The 19,915-nt window shown below is 61.5% G+C and carries 19 protein-coding genes and 1 tRNA gene; 7 read left to right on the top strand and 13 right to left on the bottom strand.

Annotation, left to right across the window (positions count from 1 at the left end; translation table 11 throughout):
• Window positions 1-10: 10 nt before the first annotated feature.
• Together pfkB and ptsP are read right to left on the bottom strand one after the other, a co-directional pair.
• Window positions 11-931: a 1-phosphofructokinase gene (gene pfkB / locus AB3G88_RS04095; RefSeq protein WP_099587061.1), complete on the bottom strand. Its 921-nt coding sequence runs from the start codon at window positions 929-931 to the stop codon at window positions 11-13.
• The gene (gene ptsP / locus AB3G88_RS04090; RefSeq protein WP_480453345.1) at window positions 932-3,790 is read right to left on the bottom strand and encodes a phosphoenolpyruvate--protein phosphotransferase; all 2,859 of its coding nucleotides are present in this window, start codon (window positions 3,788-3,790) and stop codon (window positions 932-934) included.
• 294 nt (window positions 3,791-4,084) lie between these two features.
• On the opposite strand from ptsP, the gene cra reads away from it, so the two are divergent.
• Both cra and AB3G88_RS04080 read left to right on the top strand, forming a co-directional pair.
• Window positions 4,085-5,080, top strand: a complete 996-nt coding sequence (gene cra / locus AB3G88_RS04085; protein ID WP_158878388.1) for a catabolite repressor/activator — start codon at window positions 4,085-4,087, stop codon at window positions 5,078-5,080.
• A gap of 2 nt (window positions 5,081-5,082) precedes the next feature.
• Complete coding sequence (locus tag AB3G88_RS04080; protein ID WP_480453342.1) at window positions 5,083-5,859, top strand: TatD family hydrolase; 777 nt, start codon at window positions 5,083-5,085, stop codon at window positions 5,857-5,859.
• Here the strand turns inward: AB3G88_RS04080 and AB3G88_RS04075 are convergent.
• From AB3G88_RS04075 to AB3G88_RS04055, 5 genes are all read right to left on the bottom strand, one after another.
• Window positions 5,806-6,237, bottom strand: a complete 432-nt coding sequence (locus tag AB3G88_RS04075) for a hypothetical protein (RefSeq protein WP_480453340.1) — start codon at window positions 6,235-6,237, stop codon at window positions 5,806-5,808. The two genes, AB3G88_RS04080 and AB3G88_RS04075, sit on opposite strands and share 54 nt — an antisense overlap.
• A 126-nt stretch (window positions 6,238-6,363) precedes the next feature.
• Complete coding sequence (locus AB3G88_RS04070; protein WP_480453338.1) at window positions 6,364-8,394, bottom strand: methyl-accepting chemotaxis protein; 2,031 nt, start codon at window positions 8,392-8,394, stop codon at window positions 6,364-6,366.
• 152 nt (window positions 8,395-8,546) lie between these two features.
• Window positions 8,547-9,383, bottom strand: coding sequence for a regulatory signaling modulator protein AmpE (gene ampE / locus AB3G88_RS04065; RefSeq protein ID WP_099587056.1), 837 nt, complete (start codon window positions 9,381-9,383; stop codon window positions 8,547-8,549).
• A complete protein-coding gene (gene ampD / locus AB3G88_RS04060) occupies window positions 9,380-9,943 on the bottom strand; it encodes a 1,6-anhydro-N-acetylmuramyl-L-alanine amidase AmpD (RefSeq protein WP_400528329.1) in 564 nt (187 codons plus the stop codon). The genes ampE and ampD overlap by 4 nt, the downstream gene beginning before the upstream one ends.
• 61 nt (window positions 9,944-10,004) lie before the next feature.
• A complete protein-coding gene (locus tag AB3G88_RS04055) occupies window positions 10,005-12,155 on the bottom strand; it encodes a DUF1631 domain-containing protein (RefSeq protein WP_480453335.1) in 2,151 nt (716 codons plus the stop codon).
• Window positions 12,156-12,397: 242 nt separating this feature from the next.
• Between AB3G88_RS04055 and nadC the strand changes: the two genes are divergently transcribed.
• A complete protein-coding gene (gene nadC / locus AB3G88_RS04050) occupies window positions 12,398-13,246 on the top strand; it encodes a carboxylating nicotinate-nucleotide diphosphorylase (RefSeq protein ID WP_112193414.1) in 849 nt (282 codons plus the stop codon).
• A 64-nt stretch (window positions 13,247-13,310) separates the two neighbouring features.
• Here nadC and AB3G88_RS04045 read toward each other — a convergent pair whose 3' ends face one another.
• The 4 genes from AB3G88_RS04045 to AB3G88_RS04030 all read right to left on the bottom strand — a co-directional run bounded on the left by AB3G88_RS04045 (window position 13,311) and on the right by AB3G88_RS04030 (window position 15,754).
• Window positions 13,311-13,616, bottom strand: coding sequence for a DUF6388 family protein (locus tag AB3G88_RS04045; protein ID WP_400528333.1), 306 nt, complete (start codon window positions 13,614-13,616; stop codon window positions 13,311-13,313).
• Between the two features lie 168 nt (window positions 13,617-13,784).
• Window positions 13,785-13,857, bottom strand: a tRNA-Thr gene (locus tag AB3G88_RS04040).
• A 48-nt stretch (window positions 13,858-13,905) separates the two neighbouring features.
• Window positions 13,906-15,306 (bottom strand): O-antigen ligase family protein, encoded by a 1,401-nt coding sequence (locus AB3G88_RS04035; RefSeq protein WP_480453332.1) that lies wholly within the window; start codon window positions 15,304-15,306, stop codon window positions 13,906-13,908.
• Between the two features lie 34 nt (window positions 15,307-15,340).
• Window positions 15,341-15,754 carry a pilin gene (locus AB3G88_RS04030; protein WP_480453330.1) on the bottom strand — a complete coding sequence of 138 codons (414 nt, stop codon included), beginning with the start codon at window positions 15,752-15,754 and terminating at the stop codon, window positions 15,341-15,343.
• 202 nt (window positions 15,755-15,956) lie between these two features.
• Here AB3G88_RS04030 and AB3G88_RS04025 point away from each other — a divergent pair, with 202 nt between their 5' ends.
• From AB3G88_RS04025 to yacG, 4 genes are read left to right on the top strand one after another with little or no spacing between them, the layout of a single operon-like run.
• Window positions 15,957-17,165 carry a type II secretion system F family protein gene (locus AB3G88_RS04025; protein ID WP_480453328.1) on the top strand — a complete coding sequence of 403 codons (1,209 nt, stop codon included), beginning with the start codon at window positions 15,957-15,959 and terminating at the stop codon, window positions 17,163-17,165.
• Window positions 17,162-18,028 (top strand): prepilin peptidase, encoded by an 867-nt coding sequence (locus AB3G88_RS04020; protein WP_480453326.1) that lies wholly within the window; start codon window positions 17,162-17,164, stop codon window positions 18,026-18,028. Before AB3G88_RS04025 ends, AB3G88_RS04020 begins: the two co-directional genes overlap by 4 nt.
• The gene (coaE, locus tag AB3G88_RS04015) at window positions 18,025-18,648 is read left to right on the top strand and encodes a dephospho-CoA kinase (RefSeq protein ID WP_480453324.1); all 624 of its coding nucleotides are present in this window, start codon (window positions 18,025-18,027) and stop codon (window positions 18,646-18,648) included. Before AB3G88_RS04020 ends, coaE begins: the two co-directional genes overlap by 4 nt.
• Entirely contained in the window at window positions 18,645-18,845 is a 201-nt protein-coding gene (gene yacG, locus AB3G88_RS04010) for a DNA gyrase inhibitor YacG (RefSeq protein ID WP_099587046.1), read from the top strand. Before coaE ends, yacG begins: the two co-directional genes overlap by 4 nt.
• On the opposite strand, the gene AB3G88_RS04005 is transcribed toward yacG, so the two are convergent.
• Both AB3G88_RS04005 and AB3G88_RS04000 read right to left on the bottom strand, forming a co-directional pair.
• A complete protein-coding gene (locus AB3G88_RS04005; protein WP_099587045.1) occupies window positions 18,842-19,057 on the bottom strand; it encodes a hypothetical protein in 216 nt (71 codons plus the stop codon). The two genes, yacG and AB3G88_RS04005, sit on opposite strands and share 4 nt — an antisense overlap.
• Window positions 19,058-19,133: 76 nt before the next feature.
• A complete protein-coding gene (locus AB3G88_RS04000) occupies window positions 19,134-19,823 on the bottom strand; it encodes an energy-coupling factor ABC transporter permease (RefSeq protein ID WP_480453321.1) in 690 nt (229 codons plus the stop codon).
• Between the last annotated feature and the right edge of the window lie 92 nt (window positions 19,824-19,915).

Raw genomic sequence — 19,915 nt, 5'->3', positions numbered from 1 at the left:
ACAAACCCTCTTATTGTTCTGTCAGCGGGCGCACAACAACGCCGCTTTCGAGGTGCGCCAACTGCGCGTCATCGCTGATGCCAAAACCGATTTGCGTCACCGCCATCGCGGCAATTGCAGTGGCACGGCGCAAGGTCTGCTCGGGCGCTTCGCCGCTGAGCAGACCGTGGAGCATGCCGGCCAGCAGCGAATCGCCGGCGCCGACGGTGCTGGCCACGGTGACCTTGGGCGGCGTCGCATGCAGTGTCACGCCCGAGCTGTACCAGCTCACGCCTGCGGCGCCGTCGGAGACCACCACATGTTCCACACCCTGTTGATGCAGTTGGCTGACGGCATCCGTGGCATTCGCCAGGGCATCGGCCAGCTCTTCGGTGTTGGGTTTGACCAACCACGGGCCCGCCTGCAATCCGGCACGCAACGCTTCGCCGCTGGTGTCCAGGGCGACTTTCAAACCGAGCTTCTTCAGTTGCACCAACAAATCCTGCAACCACTGCGGGCTGACGCCACGGGGCAAGCTGCCAGCGACCACCACCGCGTCATGCCCGGGGGCGATCCGCGTGAGTTGATCGAGGAGCGCCTGTTGCGCCTGTTCACTGACCCACGGCCCCGGCGCGTTGATGTCGGTGACCCGGCCGTCCTGCTCGGCAATCTTGATATTGCTGCGGGTTTCGCCAGGCACGCGGATAAACGCGTCGGCAAAACCACGGCGCACGATCAGCGCCTCAAATGCCTGAGGATTGCCCTCCCCCAGAAATCCGCCAACGGTCACCTGATGCCCAAGATCCGCCAACACCTGCGCCACATTCACGCCCTTGCCGGCGGCATGGGTGAGCATGGCGTCGCTGCGATTGACTTCACCCGGTTCCAGGCGCGCCAGGCGCACCGTAAGGTCCAACGCCGGGTTGAGCGTCAGGCTTAGAATCCTTGCCATTTACACGGCCTCCACTAGGGCACGCACTTCGGCGGGAGACCCCACCGCCAGTGCCTTTTGCGCCAGGCCCTGGGCCTCGCTCAGACTGAATTCACGCACCCGCGCCTTCACTTCGGGAATGCTGCGGGCCGACACGCTCAACTCATCCACACCCAACCCGATCAGCACCGGCACCGCCAGCGGGTCTGCCGCCAGTTCGCCGCACACGCCGACCCATTTGCCATGGGCGTGGGCCGCACGCACGGTGATGCCGATCAGTTGCAACACTGCCGGGTGCAGGCCATCGGCCTGGGCCGACAAGGTCGGGTGGCCACGGTCGATGGCCAGGGTGTACTGGGTCAGGTCGTTGGTGCCGACGCTGAAGAAGTCGACCTCTTTGGCCAGCACCGGCGCCAACAGCGCAGCCGACGGCACTTCGATCATGATGCCCAGTTGCAGGTCGGCCACCGGGATTTCCAGGCGCAGGCGCTCGGTCATGTCACGGGCGGCGCGCCATTCATCCACGCTGCCGACCATGGGAAACATGATGCGCAGCGGACGGTTATCCGCCGAGCGCAACAGGGCGCGCAATTGCGCTTCCATGATCTGCGGGCGTTGCAGGGTGAGGCGAATGCCGCGCACACCGAGGAAAGGGTTTTCTTCCTCGGCAATCGGCCAGTAAGGCAACGGTTTGTCGCCGCCTACGTCGAGGGTGCGCACCACCAGCGGGCGCCCGTCGAGGCCGTCGAGGACGCGGCGGTATTCGGCTTCCTGGGTGGCTTCGTCCGGCGCTTGCGGGTGGGCCATGAAAATCAGCTCGGTACGCAGCAGGCCAATGCCTTCGGCGCCCTGCTCGACCGCTTTGGCGACACCCGCGCTCTCGCCGATGTTGGCAAACACTTCCACGGCGTGGCCGTCACGGGTGACCGCCGGTTCATGGCGCTGGGCCGAGGCGGCTTGCAGGCGCTGTTCGCGGGTGTCGCGCTCGACGGTGGCGCGTTGCAAGGTGGCGGCGTCGGCGTCCACATGCAGGCGACCGCGCTGGCCATCGAGCAACAATGGCGTGCCGGAGGCCAGCAGCAACACGGCCGGACCGGCACCGACCAACGCGGGGATGCCGAGGGCACGGGCGACGATAGCGCTGTGGGCCGTGGCGCCACCACGGGCGGTGAGGATGCCGGCGACGCGGGCCGGGTCCAGGCGGGCAACATCGGACGGGCCGACTTCATCCATCACCAGAATGTAGGGCTCGCTTGGCTCCTGGGCGGTTTCGACGCCGCACAGTTGGGCCAGCACCCGCCGACCAATGTCTCGCAGGTCGGCGGCGCGCTCGGCGAGCAGAGCATCCTGCAAAGACTCCTGCTGCCTGGCGGCGGCTTCGATCACGCTCATCCACGCGGCTTCGGCGCTTTCGCCTTGTTTGAGGCGGGTGTCGACTTCGTCGGTCAGTTCCGGGTCGTCGAGCATTTCCTGGTGGGTGATGAAAATCTCGCGAATCGCCTTGGCTTGGCTGCGCTCGATCAGGCCCTGGATATCGCGGCGTACTTCACCGAGTGCCTCTTGCAGGCGCTGGCGCTCAATGGCCGAGGATTCGCCGCGCAACGGGTAATCGAAGACTTGCTGGATCTGCACATGCGCAGGGCCAATGGCAATGCCCGGCGCGGCGGCGATGGCCTGGACCTGGCTGCCGGCCAGCGGTGCGCTGAGCGCGGGCTCGGCCTCAACGATGGCAGGCTGGGCGCTCGCGGTCGGCAGCGGCTCGACCTCTTCTCCCAGGCCCTCTTCCACCGCCGCCAACAGCGCGGGCAGCGCATCACCGGCAATGCTCGGCTCGGCAACAAACTCCAGCACTTGACCGCGACGGGCGCCCAGGCTCAGCAACTTGCTCAGGCTCTTGACCGACACCGCGCCCACAGGACCGTCGACGATGCGTACACGGATGTCGCCTTCAAAACTCTTTGCCAGTTGCGCGAGGATCTTCGCCGGTCGCGCATGCAGCCCGTGGGCGTTGGCCAGGGTAATGCGTGCGCTCGGCCAATCCGGCGGCAGTTCACCGCCCAGCACTTCGAGTACCGCACGGCTGCTGGTGGCACGGCCCAATTCCTGGCCGCGGCCTTCGATCAATAAGGCGCACAGGCGCTCAAGCAACGCCTGATGGGCTTCGCCCAGGCTGGCCAGGCAGAACAGGCCGTTAAGCGGCTGGCCGAGGTAGCGCATAGGTTTATCCGGCGTGACAAACGCCAGGCCGGGACGCTTGACCGTCTGTTCGCTGTGCAACCACCACAGGCCATCGCCCAGCGGGAGCGCGTCGACCTGCTGCAATACAGCGGCGAAACCATTGCTCACACAATCGGCCTGGCGCAGCAGGCGTGCGCCTCGCCAGACCAGCTCTTCAAAGTCATCGGCGGACACGCCCAGGCTGATCATCTGCGCATCCAGCGCCAGCTCCTGCGGCGCGCCTTGCAGCAGTTTTAGCAACGCTTCGGCGCTGCCGGCACGGCGCAGTGCCTGGCCCAGGTCGGTTTCACCGAGGGCGCGGGTGAGCAGTTGCAGCAGGCGCAGGTGTTCATCGGATTTGGCGGCAATGCCGATGGCCAGGTACACGATCTGACCGTCGCCCCAGTCCACCCCTTCGGGGAACTGCAACAGGCGCACGCCGGTGGAAAATACCTGGTCGCGGGTTTCGGGAGTGCCGTGGGGGATGGCAATACCCTGGCCGAGAAAAGTCGAGCCTTGGGCTTCACGGGCTTGCAAGCCGCTGAGATACCCTTCGGCGACCAGGCCATCGACCACCAGTTTGTCAGCGAGCAGGTGCAAGGCAGCAGACTTATCCACAGCCACTTGGCCCATGGATATCTGCTCTACGGTGAGCTCAAGCATGCCGTTCTCCTAGTTAGTGCAAGGGGTGCACTAGGTATTGTTTTGAATAATTCAGTGTAAATGTGTTCAGAATTTACTGACTGAGCGGTCAATTGGCAGTAGCCACTCAGTAGCGAACGTCGTAAAAATACGCTGGCTGAAACGTTTAATCTAGAATTTAAGGCAGATTACGCGTTAATTGTGCATCCTTGAAGGACCACTCGGCACTTGAGCCAGGACATGGGTCGTACCCAGGAATCGGTTACGATTGGAAAAAATGTCGGGGCAAGCTCCAAAAAACAAGGAAATCCCGGTTTGAAACTCAGTGATATCGCACGTCTGGCCGGTGTGTCCGTGACCACCGCCAGCTATGTCATCAATGGCAAGGCCGAACAGCAACGCATCAGCAGCGCCACCGTCGAGCGTGTGCGTGCCGTGGTCCAAGCCCATGGATTTACCCCCAACCCACAGGCCGCCGGGCTGCGCAGTCGGCACACGCGCACCTTGGGCTTTATCCTGCCCGACCTGGAAAACCCCAGTTACGCACGAATCGCCAAGCTATTGGAACAGGGCGCCCGTGCGCGCGGTTATCAGTTGCTGATTGCCAGTTCCGACGATGAGGCGGACAGCGAGCGCCAATTGCTGCAACTGTTCCGTGCACGGCGGTGCGATGCGTTGTTCGTGGCCAGTTGCCTGCCCGCCAGCGATCACAGTTACCGCGAGCTGCAAGCCAAGGGCTTGCCGGTGATCGCCATCGACCGGGTGATGGAGCCCGAGCAGTTCTGCTCCGTGGTCAGCGACGACCGCCAGGCGTGCCAGCAACTGACCAGCAGCCTGTTGCAGCCGCTGCCCAAGCAGATCGTGCTGATCGGCGCACGGCCCGAGTTGAGCATCAGCCAGGAGCGTGCCGCCGGTTTCCGTGAAGCGCTGCAAGGCTTCACGGGTGAAGTGATCGTCGAACACGGCGAATCCTTCAGCCGTGATTGCGGCCGACAGTTGATGGAGCAACTTCTGCAACAACTGGGGCATTTGCCTGACGCACTGGTGACCACGTCCTACGTGCTGTTGCAGGGTGTGTTTGACGCGCTGCATGACTTCCCGCTCAAGTCGCGCCCGCTACGCCTGGGCACCTTTGGTGACACGCAGTTGCTGGATTTCCTGCCGCTGCCGGTCAACGCAATGGCCCAGCAACATCAACTGATTGCCGACACCGCCTTGCGCCTGGCCCTGGCCGCGATTGAAGAAGAACAGTACCAGCCGGGCGTGCACGCCATCGGCCGGACCTTCAAACAGCGAATCCACGAGGCCTGAACGTGGAGCTGATCGACACCCACACCCACCTGGACTTTGCGGACTTCGACAATGATCGCGCGCAAGTCCTCGCGCACAGCCGCTCACTCGGGGTGCAGCGCATGGTGGTGTTGGGGGTCTATCAGCAGAATTGGCAGCGCTTGTGGGATCTGGTGCAGACAGATGAAGGTTTGTTCGCGGCCTTCGGCCTGCACCCGGTGTACCTGGATGACCATCGCCCCGCCGACCTCACGGAACTGGGCGACTGGCTGAGTCGCCTGCACGGCCATCGGCAACTGTGCGCGGTGGGCGAGATCGGCCTGGATTACTTCCTCGAACACCTGGACCGCGAACGCCAGCAAAGCCTGTTCGAAGCGCAGCTCAAACTGGCCGTGGACCTCCAGCTTCCGGCCCTGCTGCACGTACGCCGCAGCCACGCCGCCGTGATCGCGACCCTCAAGCGTATCCGCCTGCCACGGGGCGGCATCATCCACGCGTTTGCCGGCAGCAGGGAAGAAGCCCGCGAGTACATCAAGCTGGGCTTCAAACTTGGCCTGGGCGGCGCCGCCACGTGGCCCCAGGCGCTGCGCATGCACAAGGTGCTCACGCAACTGCCGCTGGATGCGGTGGTACTGGAAACCGACGCCCCCGACATGGCACCGGCCATGTTCCCCGGCCAGCGCAACAGCCCTGAGCACCTGCCGGCGATCTGCACCGCCCTGGCCGAGCGCATGGGCACCAGCCCGCTATTGCTGGCCGAGGCGAGCACACGCAATGCGTGCGAGCTGTTCAATTGGTAGCACAGGTGTCACCGCTTGCAGATTCAGGGTCATGCGTTGCCGATGCCGGGCGTAGCGCAACACCAGAAAGTGCACCAACAGCACCACCAGTGACACGTTGAGCTGCCCGATCACGCTGATCAGCCCCACCCATTCCGTCACCAACGCCACGATCAGTACCATGCTGGTCAACACCGCCATGCTCGGGCGGACCAGCGACCAGTGGTCCAGCGCCTTGAAGTGGCGCAATTGCCGGGGGCAGTTCAGCTCCAACACCCGCTGACAGTAAGGGCAGTCGAAGGGTTCTTCGATAGCGATGGCGTTGAGCTGCCAAGGCTTGAGTTCAAACGTGATATCGCAATGGGCGCAGTGCCCTTTGATGCCGATGGCAGTGGTCATCGTCATGCCTCCCCTGGATCATGAATGAGTGAAATAAATTCTCACTCATTCCCGCGAGCAAAAAAGGCACTCAGGGAAATCCAGACAGGCACTACATCCACAAGAGACCAATCCTACCCCGCCGCCCTACACACGAAACGCGCCGATCAATTGCTTCAGCTCGATCACCTGCACTGAAAGCTGCCGGCTCGCCGCCTCGGTCTGATGTGCGCCTTGGGCCGCATGTTCGCCGGCCCGGTTGATTTCGACAATGTTCTGGTCGATATCGTGGGCGACGGCGGTCTGCTGCTCCACAGCGGCAGCAATCTGCTGGTTCTGGTCGACGATCATGCCGACGGCACCGAGGATATTTTCCAGCGCCTGCTGGACCTTTTCCGATTGGCCCACGGTGCCGCTGGCCATTTCATGGCTGGTACCCATGGCCTTCACGGCTGCGCCGACACCGGCGTGCAGACGGCTGATCATTTGTTCGATTTCTTCAGTGGAATGCTGGGTCCGCCGGGCCAGGGTGCGTACCTCATCGGCCACCACCGCAAAACCACGCCCCTGCTCACCGGCCCGGGCGGCCTCAATCGCCGCATTGAGCGCCAGCAGGTTGGTTTGCTCGGCGATGCTTTTGATCACTTCCAACACACTGCTGATGGCCTGGCTGTCGCTGGCCAATTGGTTGATCACCCGTACCGACGCATCGATCTCCGAAGCCAGCCGCGCAATACTGCCCTGCTGGGATTGCACCAGGCCACGGCCATTGACGGTTTCGTCGTTGACGCTGTGCGCACTGCTGACCGCTGCCGCCGCACTGCGCGCCACTTCCTGGGCGGTGACCGACATCTGGTTCATGGCCGTGGCGACCTGTTCGATTTGCATGCGCTGGCCAGAGACCGCCTCATTGCTGCGGGCCGACACCGTTTCCACTTGACCGGCCTGGAGTTCGACCTGGCTGACGGTGTGCCCGACGCGTTCGATCAAGTCATGGATTTTCGCCACAGTGCCGTTGAACACCTGGCCGAGATCGCCCAACTCGTCACGGCTCTGGGCGACAAACGTGACGGTCATGTCGCCGGCCGCCACCTTGTCCATCATCGCCCCCAGGCGGCGCAGGGTGGTGCGCGTCGAGGCGTAGAAGCCGGCGTACAGGTAGAAGATCAGCAGAAACACCGCCGTCAGCGCCGAGACCAGTACCACCATGTGCGTGCGATTCTGCGCCAGGCGCTGCTCCAGTTGCTGCCCGAGGAACATCAAGGTGGCGTCATCGAGCTGATAGGTCTGGGCCATCAATTGGCTGACGCTGTCGTAGAAAGCCTGCCAGGGTGCGTCGAGTGTTTCAGCCATCACCACTTGCTCTTCAAACAGCTCGCTGCCTTGCTTGAGGCTGGCGTTACTGGCCTTCGCCAGCCCCTCCAGGGCGGCGTGGGCGGCGGTGCTGGAGCCGAGGGCATCGTGCAATTTCAAGCCGTATTCGGCTTGGAGTTTTTCCAGCTGTTGCAGCAACTCGTCAAAACGCGTGCTGGAGGAGGAATTGAGGAAGCCCTGGCCCAGGGAATAAGCGCCCATCGCCCGACCTTCGCCCAAGACTTGGGTGACTTGGGGCGTGACACTGGTGATCAGTTCGCTGAGTTGGCGTAAATCGCTCTGAGAGTCGCGGCTCAAGCCGGATTGGCTGGCGATGATCTGGCTGAGTATCTGTGCCTTGTTGAGCAACTTGCCGATCAGCGCACTTTTGCTCAGCAACGAGGTTTCCTGTTGCTGGGCCTTGAAGGCCGCGATCAACTCGTCGCGCTTGCCTTCAAACACGGTGATTTGCTCAGGCTCGGTGGCCATCGGGTTGAGGCCCTGCAGACGGGCGAGCACGCTCTGCTCCAAGCTGCCAATCCTGGCCTCAAGGTCTGCGGCCTTAGCGGACTGACCAAGGGTTGCGTTGATCTGCACTTGGTTATTCAGGGTTTCCAGATCACGGCGCAAGGCCAGGCTACTACCAAGCAGATCGAGGCTTTGCAGTTCGACACGGGTGCCCTGGAATTCGCGCCAGGAATCACGCACCAGGTAATAGTTGGTCGCCAGCATCGGCAGCAGGAACAACACGCTGATCAGGCTGAACTTCATGCCGAAGCTCAGGCGATTCATCAGCGCGATGGCGGGATAGAGCAAGCTCTTCACAGGTGAACTCCCTTTTATTTTATTTTTATTGAGGCGCAGGGCGGCGGCAGAAAGCCACTATTTGGCGTTCTGTCTGTATAGCTCAATTTGAAAGGGAGTTTTGTAACTTAAGGTTAACGACAGGAGCGAAGGACTCGCTCCTGTCCGGGGGGTCAAGGCAGCACGGTCCAGATGGCGAACCCGGCATACCACAGCACCGCCGCACGCAGCAGCAGCTCCCACAAGCGATCCAGGCTGTTGATGCCGTCTGCACCGACCACCGGCGGTGGGATTTCGGCGGCGACCAGGCCGACTTTCTCCACCAGTTGCGCGGCGCTGATGTCCCAGTTCAGCAACTCGTGAAGCATCACACGGCTGACCGCAACGAAGTTGCCCACCAAGGCAAAGCTGGCCGCCAGCAGACGCACCGGCAACCAGTCAAATGCGTGACGTAACTGCCCAGCGCGCTCGGCCACCAGTGGGTTCTGGCTGTGTTCACTGGCCAGGGCCAACAGCCTATAGGCCAGTGCGGCGACCGGGCCCAACAGGAAGTACCAGAAAATCACTGCGAAAAAACTCTGGTAGGCCTGCCATAACAGATGGCCCTGGACGCGTTCCAGAAGTTGCTCACCGCTGTCGGCGCCGATTTTCAGATCGCGTTCAGCCACATGTTCGGCGGCTTGCAGATCGCCCCGGCGCCACGCATCGCGAAACGGCCCAAGCCCGGCCAACAGGTCGCCACGGCCCAGGCTGTAGATCACCACCAGCAGGTGCACCGGCAACGCCAACAAACCATAGGCCACCGGTTCCAGCACCAGCAGCAGCAACGCCAGCAACGCCACCGGCAGCAGCACCAGCAGGGCCAGAATCAGCCAAGGTTGTTTACCCAGGCGCGGGCTCGATTCCAGCTTGGCCAATTCGCGCAACCAGCCGCCATCACGCTGCAATCGCTGGCGCATGGCCGAAAACTTCTCGATCCACACCGCCAGCACCAACACCAGAAAACTCATCGTGCGTGTCCTCCATCCTGCAGAGCGCTGCGAAAGCGCGTCCAATCAAAAGCGGGGCCGGGATCGGTCTTACGCCCCGGGGCGATATCGCTGTGACCACAGATACGCTGCGGTGTAATACCGGGGTAGGTCGCCAGCAACTGACGAGTCAGGCCGATCAGCGACACATACTGGGCGTCGGTGAACGGCAGGTCATCCGTGCCTTCCAGCTCTATCCCCAAAGAAAAGTCGTTACAGGCTTCACGCCCGTCGAAACATGAAACCCCGGCGTGCCAGGCCCGGTCGATGCAGGACACAAACTGCGTCACCGCACCGTCGCGCTCAATCAGAAAATGCGCAGACACCCGTAGGTCGGCAATCCCTTCAAAGTAGGGATGTTCCGTGACATCCAGGCGATTCTGGAAAAATTCCTGCACCTTGCCCGTGGCGAACTGCGCCGGTGGCAGGCTGATGTTATGCACCACCAACAGTGAGATTTCGCCTGCGGGGCGCTCGTTGAAGTTGGGGGACGGGCAATGGCGAATGCCCTCGCACCAACCGCTGACGGGGTCCAACTGCATACAGGATCCTTGAACGTGACTAAGTGTGACCAGTATGCCGCGTTCGACCCCGCGGTTGCGATCACTTGCCGCGATTGAGTTGACGCAACTGGCCCACAACCGCTGCCAGTGCCCGCTCGAACAGCGGACCATCGTCCAGGGTGTGCAGCGCGCCACGCTTGAACGCCAGTGCAAGTTGGCCGACGCTTTTGTGCATGATTTTGAGCCCGGTGCGGCCGACGAAAACATAGGTATTGGCCGGCGCCATGATCGTCATCAACTTGCATCGCAGGGCATTGCCCTGATCTGGCTGGAACACGACCCAGCCACCGATACGCAGCTGGTACACCTTGAGCAGGTCCGGATCATCCGCCGGCAGCTCCTGGGCTGAATCGGGCGGCGTTGCACTGAGCACAAAAGGCTCGCGCACTTCGATCAAACCATCGACACCTTCGGGCGGCTGGACATGCAGGGCCTGCAAGCGAACAAAAAAATCTCGGGTGCTGAAGGGGTCGAAGGCCGCGCTGGTCAACCCGTCGCGCAGGGCCTTGAGCAAGCCCGGCAACTGCACCAACAAGTGGCCTGCGGCGTCGGTGTCTTGCGGCAGGCTCACACTCCAGATCAACTCATCCATGGTGCGCAGCGCTGCCTGCCACTGCACCGACTGCTCGCCGTGCTTGAGGCTGGCCAGCAACAGCACCTGGCTCCAGGCTTGTTGCAGAAACTGCACCACCGCTCGCGGTAACACCTTGCCCAACAGCCGTCGGTTGAGCACCTCGGCCACGCGTGCACGCGCCGCTTCAGTTCGTACGCGCCCTTCTTCAGCGTCGCGGGTGTGCTGTTCGAGCAACTCGCGGCGCCGACGCTCCTCGGCGGTGAACGCGGTGAACTCGGTCAGCAATTGGGAAAAAATCGCCGGGTCCTCGGCAAACTCATTGAGCAAACGCTGAACCACCTGCTCAATGCGCAGATACAGGCTGTCGTGCGCGTAGTCATCGACCGGGCTCCAGCCCATGGCGGACGCTGCGATTTCATTCAACAGGCGCCGCGCCGGGTGGCCGGAGGGACTGAAAAAACTCTTGTCCAGCACAGCCACTTTCAACAGAGGGATCTGCAGGCGGCCGATCAAGGCCTTGAAGGCGTCCGGCACGGTGCGGTCATTGAGGATAAATTCGAACAGCAGGGCGATCAGGTTGATCACGTCTTCGTCCGCTTCCTCCACCACCCGTGATTTGCCACTCTTGACGCTTACCCGCGTGAGCAATTGCTCAAGCTGGTTACGCAGGTCGAAATCATCCTCGACCTGCGGCTCCGGTACGTACTGCTGCAAATGCGACAGCAGCCGCAGCAGGTCACGGGTGGCGATGGGCTGGGGTTCGGCGCTGGCCTCAAGGGTAGGCGACACGCTACCGCGCAAGGCGGTCAACAGCGCCTGCAAGGCAGTGAAGGCTTGCTGGCCATTTTCGTCGACGGGTTGCTCGGCGCTGGGCAGTGCCGCCTCACGCGGGTAATCACGGGTGGCGCGCTCGCCGGGGCGGCGGGACGGCGCGGCCTTGAGGTCCGGCAACACGCCGGTGGCGACCAGCAACTGGTTGGCTTCACCGTACAGTTGGTCCGCGTCGCTGAGTACGTACTTCTCAAACAGCTTGAGCATGATCAGCTTGACGCGGATCTCAACGCCCAGACTGCGCCCCGCACGCAGGAAAAACTCGCACAGCAGCGCCGGGCCCAAGGGGTTTTCACGGTCATCCAGTTGATTGCCCAGCAAGGCACTCAAGCGCGCGGTCAGTTGCCCCAGCGCCAGCCCGTCACGGTGATGCACGCGGCCGAGCATGGTCTCAAGTGCAACGGCTTTTTCCAGCTCATCCTTGGATGAACCTGGCGCCGCGTCATAGGACACCACCGGCACCATCTGCAGCTCGCCGCGTCCCGCCTGGCCCAGGCCGCCGAAGGCTTCGAACAGCCGCTCCATGAACACACGCTCGAAATTCTTGCGTTTGAGGCGCAAGTCGCGCATGGCTTCAAAGAAAATATGATGGTCCACGTTGCTGCGGGCCTTGTCGGCCATCTCGAACAACGTGTCGTCGGCGTTATCGAACAGCTCCTGCAGCCCGTGCTGCAACTGCTGCGCGGCCTTGTCGCGAACCTGCAGCAATACCACCGGCAGGCGCGCGAGCGGCGATGGCGTGGCGTGTGCCCTGTTGATTGGCACCACCTTTCCGTCATTGTGCATCCTGGCCTCCTGAAACGGCGGTATTGGTTGGGAAAGATCGGGTACAGGCCCATGAGGCGCTGTCGAAACCGGTAATCACCAGGACGTCAAAGCTATGACGCCAATTGCAAGGCGCGAGATTATCTTGCAAATGAGCCCCGTTGCGCCAGCAAACTCTGAGATTGCGCGGTAAATCAGCGGTGAGTCTGGGTTCGAGTGCACGCTGCCCCTATAATCGGGGCACTTTGTTTGTGGAGCCTGTTATGCCGAATCTCCGTCTTGCCGACCTCACCGCCGAAATCGAAGCCAACGTGCGCCGTGCACTGCTGGAGGACATCGGCAGCGGCGACATTACCGCGCAGTTGATCCCGACCGAACGCCTGGCCACGGCCACCATCATTACCCGCGACAGCGCGGTCATTGCTGGTACGGCCTGGGTGGACGCCGTGTTCCGCCAACTGGACCCACGGGTCGCCGTACACTGGCAAGTGGCCGACGGCGAACGGGTCAGCCCCGACCAAGCCCTGTTCCACCTCGAAGGCCCGGCGCGCTCGCTGCTCAGCGGCGAACGCTCTGCCCTGAACTTTCTGCAGTTACTGTCCGGCGTCGCCACGCGCGCGCGGTTCCTCGCAGATTTTGTTGCCAGCACCCAGGTCAAGCTGCTGGACACCCGCAAAACCCTACCCGGCCTGCGCCTGGCGCAGAAATACGCCGTGACCTGCGGCGGCTGCCACAACCACCGCATCGGTTTGTATGACGCATTCCTGATCAAGGAAAACCATATCGCGGCCTGCGGTGGTATCGCCCAAGCCATTACTGCCGCCCACAAGATCGCACCCGGCAAGCCGGTGGAAATCGAAGTGGAAAGCCTGGAAGAACTGCGCGAAGCACTGGCGGCGGGCGCCGACATCATCATGCTTGATGAGTTGAGCCTGGAGGATATGCGTGAGGCCGTACGCCTGAACGGCGGCAAGGCGAAGCTGGAAGCCAGCGGCGGGATCAATGAAAGCACCCTGCTGCCCATCGCTGAAACCGGCGTGGATTACATCTCCATCGGGGCGATGACCAAGGATGTGAAGGCGGTGGATCTGTCGATGCGCCTCAGTATATGAGGCGATAAGCGCCAAGCTGCAAGAGGCCGTATGACCACTTGCAGCTTGAGACATGCCGCTGCTTTCAAACCACCAGATTATTCATTTCGCAATACTCTTCCCAATCAACACCCAGCACCTCGGCCGCTTCCTTGTGAAGGACCAGCCGTTCCGCTTCGAATTCTTCTGGTGTCGAGGTGTATTTGAGCGTCAGCTCCCAAGGCTGGAGACCCTGGCTCTCGGCCTCGTCCTCGAATGCCCACTGGATCTGGTCACGCTGATCATCGGCGCTCAGGTCCTTGATCTCTTCTTTAAGCTGCGGCGTTTCCCCGATGTATTTTTCGAGGGCTGCTTGATGCCGAACTTCCTGGGTCATTTCAGTCGTGGTCATGTCGTTCTCTTAGATCGAGGAATGGGGATGCATCTGGGTCATCAAGGTTGCGCAGATACAAAAGAGCGGGCACGAATGCCGACTCGCCTGGCCTTCAGAACCATTCTGGGATCATCTGAAAACATTGCCTTTGAAACATTGCATCTAAAACAAGCAGTAGTGCCTTTATGCCCGAGACAGGAATCGAACCTGCGACCTTCGCGTTACGAGTGCGCTGCTCTACCAACTGAGCTACACGGGCGGTGGGCTAAAGCTAGCACCGCATCGGGCGTCCGGCAACTTACGCCCCTCAGCGGGCGATCACGCCTTGAGCCCAGAAGCGTGGTTGCAGGTGATCGCCCTCGGCGCCCAGGTATTGCTGCTGGGCTTGCGCGATGTGAGGCACGTCACGCAGTGCAATCACGATCAACAGACCAACGGCCAGCACACTCAGTCCTTTCCATATCTCCCAGCCCAGTGGCAGTGCAGGCGTTGCCGGGGCACGCCACACATGCAGGGCCATCAGCCAGCCTATTAGCAACGCCAGCCAGACCTGGGAGTTAGGCATCACGGTCACACCGTCGACCATGGACTGCACTAACGCGCCGACCAACGCGGCAAACAGGCACAAGCGCATCAGGTCAGCGCGCTCGGCGGACAGAGCCCTCTCACGCAATACGCCAAACGTGGCCCAGCCAGCGCGCCACGCCAAAGCAGCAACGATCAAGGTCGATGGCCCACCCCACTCGCTGGCCCATTGCAAGACAGACTGATGTGGATGGGCGGCGATCTTGTTGGCAATATCGGCAAAATGCATCGGCCCGAACCCCAGCCACGGACGTTCGACGAGCATATGCCACGCCTGCCACCAGATCGGACCGCGACCCGACAGCGAGGTGGTGAGGCGATCACCAGCACCACTGGAGAGCACGATTCCCAAGTGATCGGCCAGTACTGTAAACGCCAGCCAGTACAGCAACAGCCCGCCGACAACAGCGGCCAACTGCCATCCGAGCCAGCGTCGCCCCCAAGGCCCCAGCGGTGCCAGCAGCAAACCCGCCGCGCCCATCCCCAGCCATGTGCCGCGCGTCCCCCCGCTGATCGCGATCAGCCACCAGACGCACAACAACGCGAACACTGCGCCTCGCACAGCGCGGGAGACTTTGGGTATCAGCAGGGGAAGCGCCAGTAACGGCAGCGTGAATGTCTGGAACTGACCGTAGAAGCGCTTGTTGGAAAAGCCGGACAGCAACAGGTCTGGGTCCAGCGTCAGCGCTCCGCTGGTCAGCACCAGCGCGCTGGCGTACAGATATTGAATGGATTTGATCAGGCATAGCAGCAGCACAACCAGGATCAGCACACGATCCATCGCGCCCCCACCGTGCCGGCGGAGCAAGGCAAACGCTACGGCGATTGCCGCGCAGCTGACCAGCAACGCCACTTCGGTGAATGCCCAGAGCGGCTGATGGGCATGCGCCGAAGACAGCAGCCCCAGCGCAATAATCAGCGCCAGGCCCCAGGCCGTGTGCCTGTCCACCAAGGGTTCAAGCGCGGAAACCGACAACCCGTACAGCACCGCGCAGAGCCCAATGGCAATCTGCATTACACGCTGCAGATCATGCCCACCAAACGGTGCGCAAACCCCAATCGTCAGCAAGCACACCACTGCTACCAGGAAAGCCCCGCCTCGCTGCCGTACGGATAACGCCATCGGCCACCTCTAGTCCCTGTGGATGGTTCAGCAGTTATGCACCGCCAGCGCTGCAACCCTTGCTGGCATATTTCTCTTCAGCGGTTGTAGTGCACTTCCAACCGGTGGTGGCGCTGCGCGTCAGGTTGATGGTCTTGCCCAGCACCGGCGCTGGCGCGTCGAGTATTTCGCAACTGATGGAGCCCGCGCCCGTAGCAACGTCGCCCGCGACCTCGATTTTGCAGTTGGCGGTGGGGCTGGTGCCACCGATCAAGGTCACGGTGGGTACGGTGCCCTGGTTGATAGTGTCCTCATAACCGGCCTTCAACGCGGTAATTTCAGCCAAGCCGGCAGTGAACTTGGCCTTGGCCTGGTGTGTGGTGTACATCGGCAGGCCGATGGTGGCCAAAATGCCGATGATTGCCACGACGATCAACAACTCGATCAAGGTAAAGCCTTTCTGACTCATCACATTCACTCTCCAGAATAAAACTCATGACAAGGCGCGTCCTGCACCCCGTTTTTTTCAGCGGCGCCAGTGTACTCACCCGCAAGCGGTCAATCGCGCACAAGACGCACATTCTGACATTTTATCCGGCGCCATCGGCATGCCCGGATCCGTCACCTGACTACGCTATAAATCTTCGATGACTTGTATGCGGAACCGCGACATGAACAACCCTTCAACGATCTACGCTTGGGAAGGCATCAACCGCAAAGGACGCAGTGTGTCCAGGAAGACCAAAGGGCACAACCCTGCCCTGGTCAAGGCACAACTGCGCCTGCAAGGGATCAGCCCAGGTCGCGTGCGCAAGCAATCCCCGATGCTGCCAGGCCTGGCCCAGTCGGCCAAGGCGGCTGACATCACCCTGCTCACGCGCCAACTGGCTACGCTACTGAACGCCGGAATTCCCCTGTTGCAAGCCTTCGACATCATCAACGAAGGCTTCGACAACCGCGCCGTGCGTGAGCTGGTGCAGGGGCTCAAACAGCAGGTCGCAGCTGGCGCCAGCCTGGCCGACGCACTGCGCAAACAGCCGCGCTACTTCGATGAGCTGTACTGCAACCTGGTAGCCGCTGGCGAGCAGGCCGGCGCATTGGAGACCCTGCTGGAGCGTGTGGCGATCCATCGCGAAAAGAATGAGCAACTCAAGGCCAAGGTCAAAAAGGCCATGACATACCCCATTGCGGTGCTGGTGGTTGCCAGCCTGGTCACCGGCGTACTGCTGGTCCACGTCGTGCCGCAGTTCCAGACGCTGTTCGCCGGGGTCGGCGGCAAGCTGCCGGCGTTTACCTTGCAGGTGATCGCCCTGTCGGCATTCATGCAGCAAGCCTGGTGGATGCTGGTCTTGGGCATTGCCTTCGCAGCCATGGGGTTGCGGAAGGCCTATCGGACATCGCCAGGTTTCAGATATTGGCTGGACACCGGTTTGTTGAAAGCGCCCCTGGCAGGCAAACTGCTGACAAAATCCGCCGCGGCCCGCTACGCCCGCACGCTTTCCACCACCTTTGCCGCCGGTGTTCCACTGGTACAGGCATTGGACTCAGTCGCCGGCGCCGTGGGCAATGCTCCGTTCAAACAGGCAATCGAACATATGCGTCACGATGTATCCACTGGCATGCAGTTGAATCAATCCATGGCCAACAGCGGTCTGTTTCCCGGCATGGCGATCCAGATGACGGCAATCGGCGAAGAATCGGGCATGCTGGAACAGATGCTGGAAAGAGTCGCCAACCACTATGAGACCGACGTGGACAACCAGGTCGATAGCCTCACCAGCCTGATGGAACCGCTGATCATGGTGGTTCTGGGAGGCATCGTCGCAGCACTGGTCATCGCCATGTACCTGCCGGTCTTCCAACTGGGGAGCGCATTTTGAACCTGCTGTTGAGTGAGTCCCCCTGGGCATTTGTGGCGTTAGCATCGGTACTGGGGCTGATCGTCGGCAGTTTTCTCAATGTGCTGGTGTGGCGCCTGCCAAAAATGCTCGAACGGGAATGGCGCGCCCAGGCCCATGAAGTGCTCGGTTTGCCTGCCGAGCCTGCAGGGCCGACCTACAACCTGATGCGCCCAAATTCCTGCTGCCCGCACTGTGATCACCCAATCCGGCCCTGGGAAAATATCCCCGTGCTCAGCTACCTGATACTCCGGGGACGCTGTGCTCATTGCCACGGCGCCATCAGCGCCCGCTACCCGTTAACCGAACTTACGTGCGCGCTGATCTCGGCCTGGGTCGCCTGGCATTTCGGCTTGGGCTGGCAAGCGGCAGCAGTACTGCTGTTGAGCTGGGGGCTACTGGCGATGAGTTTGATCGACGCAGACCACCAGTTGCTCCCGGATGTGCTGGTGCTACCGTTGCTGTGGCTGGGGTTGATCGTCAACAGTTTTGAATTATTGACCACATTGCCCGATGCCCTTTGGGGCGCGGTGATCGGCTATCTGAGCCTATGGAGCGTGTTCTGGCTGTTCAAGCTGGTCACCGGAAAGGACGGCATGGGCCACGGTGACTTCAAGTTACTGGCCTTGCTAGGCGCCTGGGGTGGCTGGCAGATTTTGCCGATGACGCTGTTTATGTCGTCGCTGGTAGGCGTGTTTAGCGGGCTGATCCTGATGCGCGTACGCAAGACCCAGGCGTCGGCACCGATGCCATTTGGTCCGTATCTGGCAATTGCCGGCTGGATTGCATTGCTCTGGGGTGGTCAAATAACCGACTTCTATTTGCAGTCTGTCGGTTTCAGATGACCACTTCTGTTGCAACACCCTGGATTCTCGGCCTCACCGGCGGCATCGGCAGCGGTAAAAGCGCGGCGGCCCAGCACTTTATCGACCTGGGCATCGACCTGGTCGACGCTGACCACGCCGCCCGCTGGGTAGTCGAGCCTGGCCGGCCGGCGCTGGCCCGCATCGTCGAACACTTTGGCGGCGGCGTGCTGCAGCACGACGGCCAGTTGGACCGCGCCGCGTTGCGCAAGCTGATCTTTGAAGTACCCGAAGAGCGCCTATGGCTGGAAGGCTTGCTGCACCCGCTGATCGGCGAGGAGATTCGCAGCCACCTGGCGCGCGCGCGCTCGCCATACGCGATCCTGGTGTCGCCGCTGCTGATCGAATCCGGCCAATACAGCATGACCCAGCGCATCCTGGTGATCGACGTGCCGCAATCGCTGCAGATTCAGCGTACCCTGCAGCGCGACGGCATCAGCGAGCAACAGGTGCAGGCGATCCTCAAGGCTCAGTCCAGCCGTGAAGACCGCCTGAACCATGCCGATGACGTGCTGGTCAATGACCAGGACCTCGCCTGGCTGCACATCGAGGTCGAGCGACTGCACCACTTTTACCTTACTTTGCGTGGAGGCCGATCATGAGCCAACCCTTGACCGTCGACTGCCCAACCTGCGGCGCACCCGTGGAATGGAAAACCGACAACCTCAACCGGCCGTTCTGCTCGGACCGCTGCAAACTCATCGACCTGGGCGCCTGGGCCGCTGAAGAGCACAAGATTCCCGTGGCCCCGGATGCCGAAGACGAGCTGTTTTCCGAAGACCTGTCGCCGCGCCATTAAGGCCGCATAAAGGCGTATTCCTGCTGGTCGTCGAGGTTCTCTGCAAGGTATTGCAGCTCGTCGGCCAGGTCTTCAAAACTGCGCACGCCCTTGCTCTGCTGCACCACCGCACTGAGCATGGCGCGCAGGGTCAAGCCTGGGTCAAAACCGATTTCCTGCGCCGAATCCTGGCTTTTGCGCAACTCCTGCCGTGCCCACTCATACACACCCATGATCCGTGCTCCCGCCTTACTCATCTAAAATTTGGCTGAGCATGGGCCTGCTTGCTTGTACTGGATTTGATCTGGATCAACGCTGCGATTCGTCATCGTTCCAGGGCGCCGAGAGGTAGCGGGTGCGGTTGAAGGTCTCCAGCCATTCCGGACAGAACACCACCAGAGCGCTGACGACCATGCCGTTGATAAATGCCTCGGGAAAGATGATGAGCCACAGGTAGCCGACAAAATCTTCCAGCCATTCGGGCATTGCAAAACGTCCGTCAAACCACAGTAAACCCAGCCCCAGCAGAAGACAGAACAAGGCCGACAGCGCGGCGGCAAAAAAACCCGAACAGAAGATATACACAAAAGGATTACGCGGTTGCGCACGCTCGACCAGCACCGCGCAACCTTCGGTGACCAGCACCGGCAGCACGATCAGCAGCAGGCCGTTGATACCAAGGGCTACCAGATCCTGACGCCCCAGCAGCATCAAACCGAACTGGGCGGCAAAGCCCCCTACGATTGCCAGGGGCCAATCCAGCAGCAGGGTCACGGCGGTCATGCCGATAAAGTGGTAAGACACACCGGTATCGAAATCGCGCCGCACCAGCCACAACATGAACAACGCGAACACCGTACCGAACAGCAGATGCTGGCGCCGCCGGTCGGCGAACAATTCAACCCATGGCGAATGCACAGCGGCCCACAGCAGTACCGGTGCGTACAGCAGCCAACCGATGCCGAGGGTTGCGGGCGCCAACACTGCGGCACTGATCATGGGTGAACTACCAAGGCAAAAAAGCTCACCGCACACCTCTTTGCAGGAGTTGAAGTCGAGTCGTCAGTCTACACCGCCCTTTTGCAGTGAGA

This window comes from Pseudomonas arvensis, from assembly GCF_056688935.1.
Note: the sequence above shows the minus strand (reverse complement) of the source record. Positions and strands in the feature narration are given on the sequence as shown.

Coding starts and splice junctions, on each gene's coding strand:
- pfkB (WP_099587061.1), bottom strand. CDS start 931: ATGGCAAGGATTCTAAGCCTGACGCTCAACCCGGCGTTGGACCTTACG.
- ptsP (WP_480453345.1), bottom strand. CDS start 3,790: ATGCTTGAGCTCACCGTAGAGCAGATATCCATGGGCCAAGTGGCTGTG.
- AB3G88_RS04075 (WP_480453340.1), bottom strand. CDS start 6,237: ATGACCACTGCCATCGGCATCAAAGGGCACTGCGCCCATTGCGATATC.
- ampE (WP_099587056.1), bottom strand. CDS start 9,383: ATGAGTTTTCTGGTGTTGGTGCTGGCGGTGTGGATCGAGAAGTTTTCG.
- ampD (WP_400528329.1), bottom strand. CDS start 9,943: ATGCAGTTGGACCCCGTCAGCGGTTGGTGCGAGGGCATTCGCCATTGC.
- AB3G88_RS04055 (WP_480453335.1), bottom strand. CDS start 12,155: ATGCACAATGACGGAAAGGTGGTGCCAATCAACAGGGCACACGCCACG.
- nadC (WP_112193414.1), top strand. CDS start 12,398: ATGCCGAATCTCCGTCTTGCCGACCTCACCGCCGAAATCGAAGCCAAC.
- AB3G88_RS04045 (WP_400528333.1), bottom strand. CDS start 13,616: ATGACCACGACTGAAATGACCCAGGAAGTTCGGCATCAAGCAGCCCTC.
- AB3G88_RS04035 (WP_480453332.1), bottom strand. CDS start 15,306: ATGGCGTTATCCGTACGGCAGCGAGGCGGGGCTTTCCTGGTAGCAGTG.
- AB3G88_RS04030 (WP_480453330.1), bottom strand. CDS start 15,754: ATGAGTCAGAAAGGCTTTACCTTGATCGAGTTGTTGATCGTCGTGGCA.
- AB3G88_RS04025 (WP_480453328.1), top strand. CDS start 15,957: ATGAACAACCCTTCAACGATCTACGCTTGGGAAGGCATCAACCGCAAA.
- coaE (WP_480453324.1), top strand. CDS start 18,025: ATGACCACTTCTGTTGCAACACCCTGGATTCTCGGCCTCACCGGCGGC.
- yacG (WP_099587046.1), top strand. CDS start 18,645: ATGAGCCAACCCTTGACCGTCGACTGCCCAACCTGCGGCGCACCCGTG.
- AB3G88_RS04005 (WP_099587045.1), bottom strand. CDS start 19,057: ATGGGTGTGTATGAGTGGGCACGGCAGGAGTTGCGCAAAAGCCAGGAT.
- AB3G88_RS04000 (WP_480453321.1), bottom strand. CDS start 19,823: ATGATCAGTGCCGCAGTGTTGGCGCCCGCAACCCTCGGCATCGGTTGG.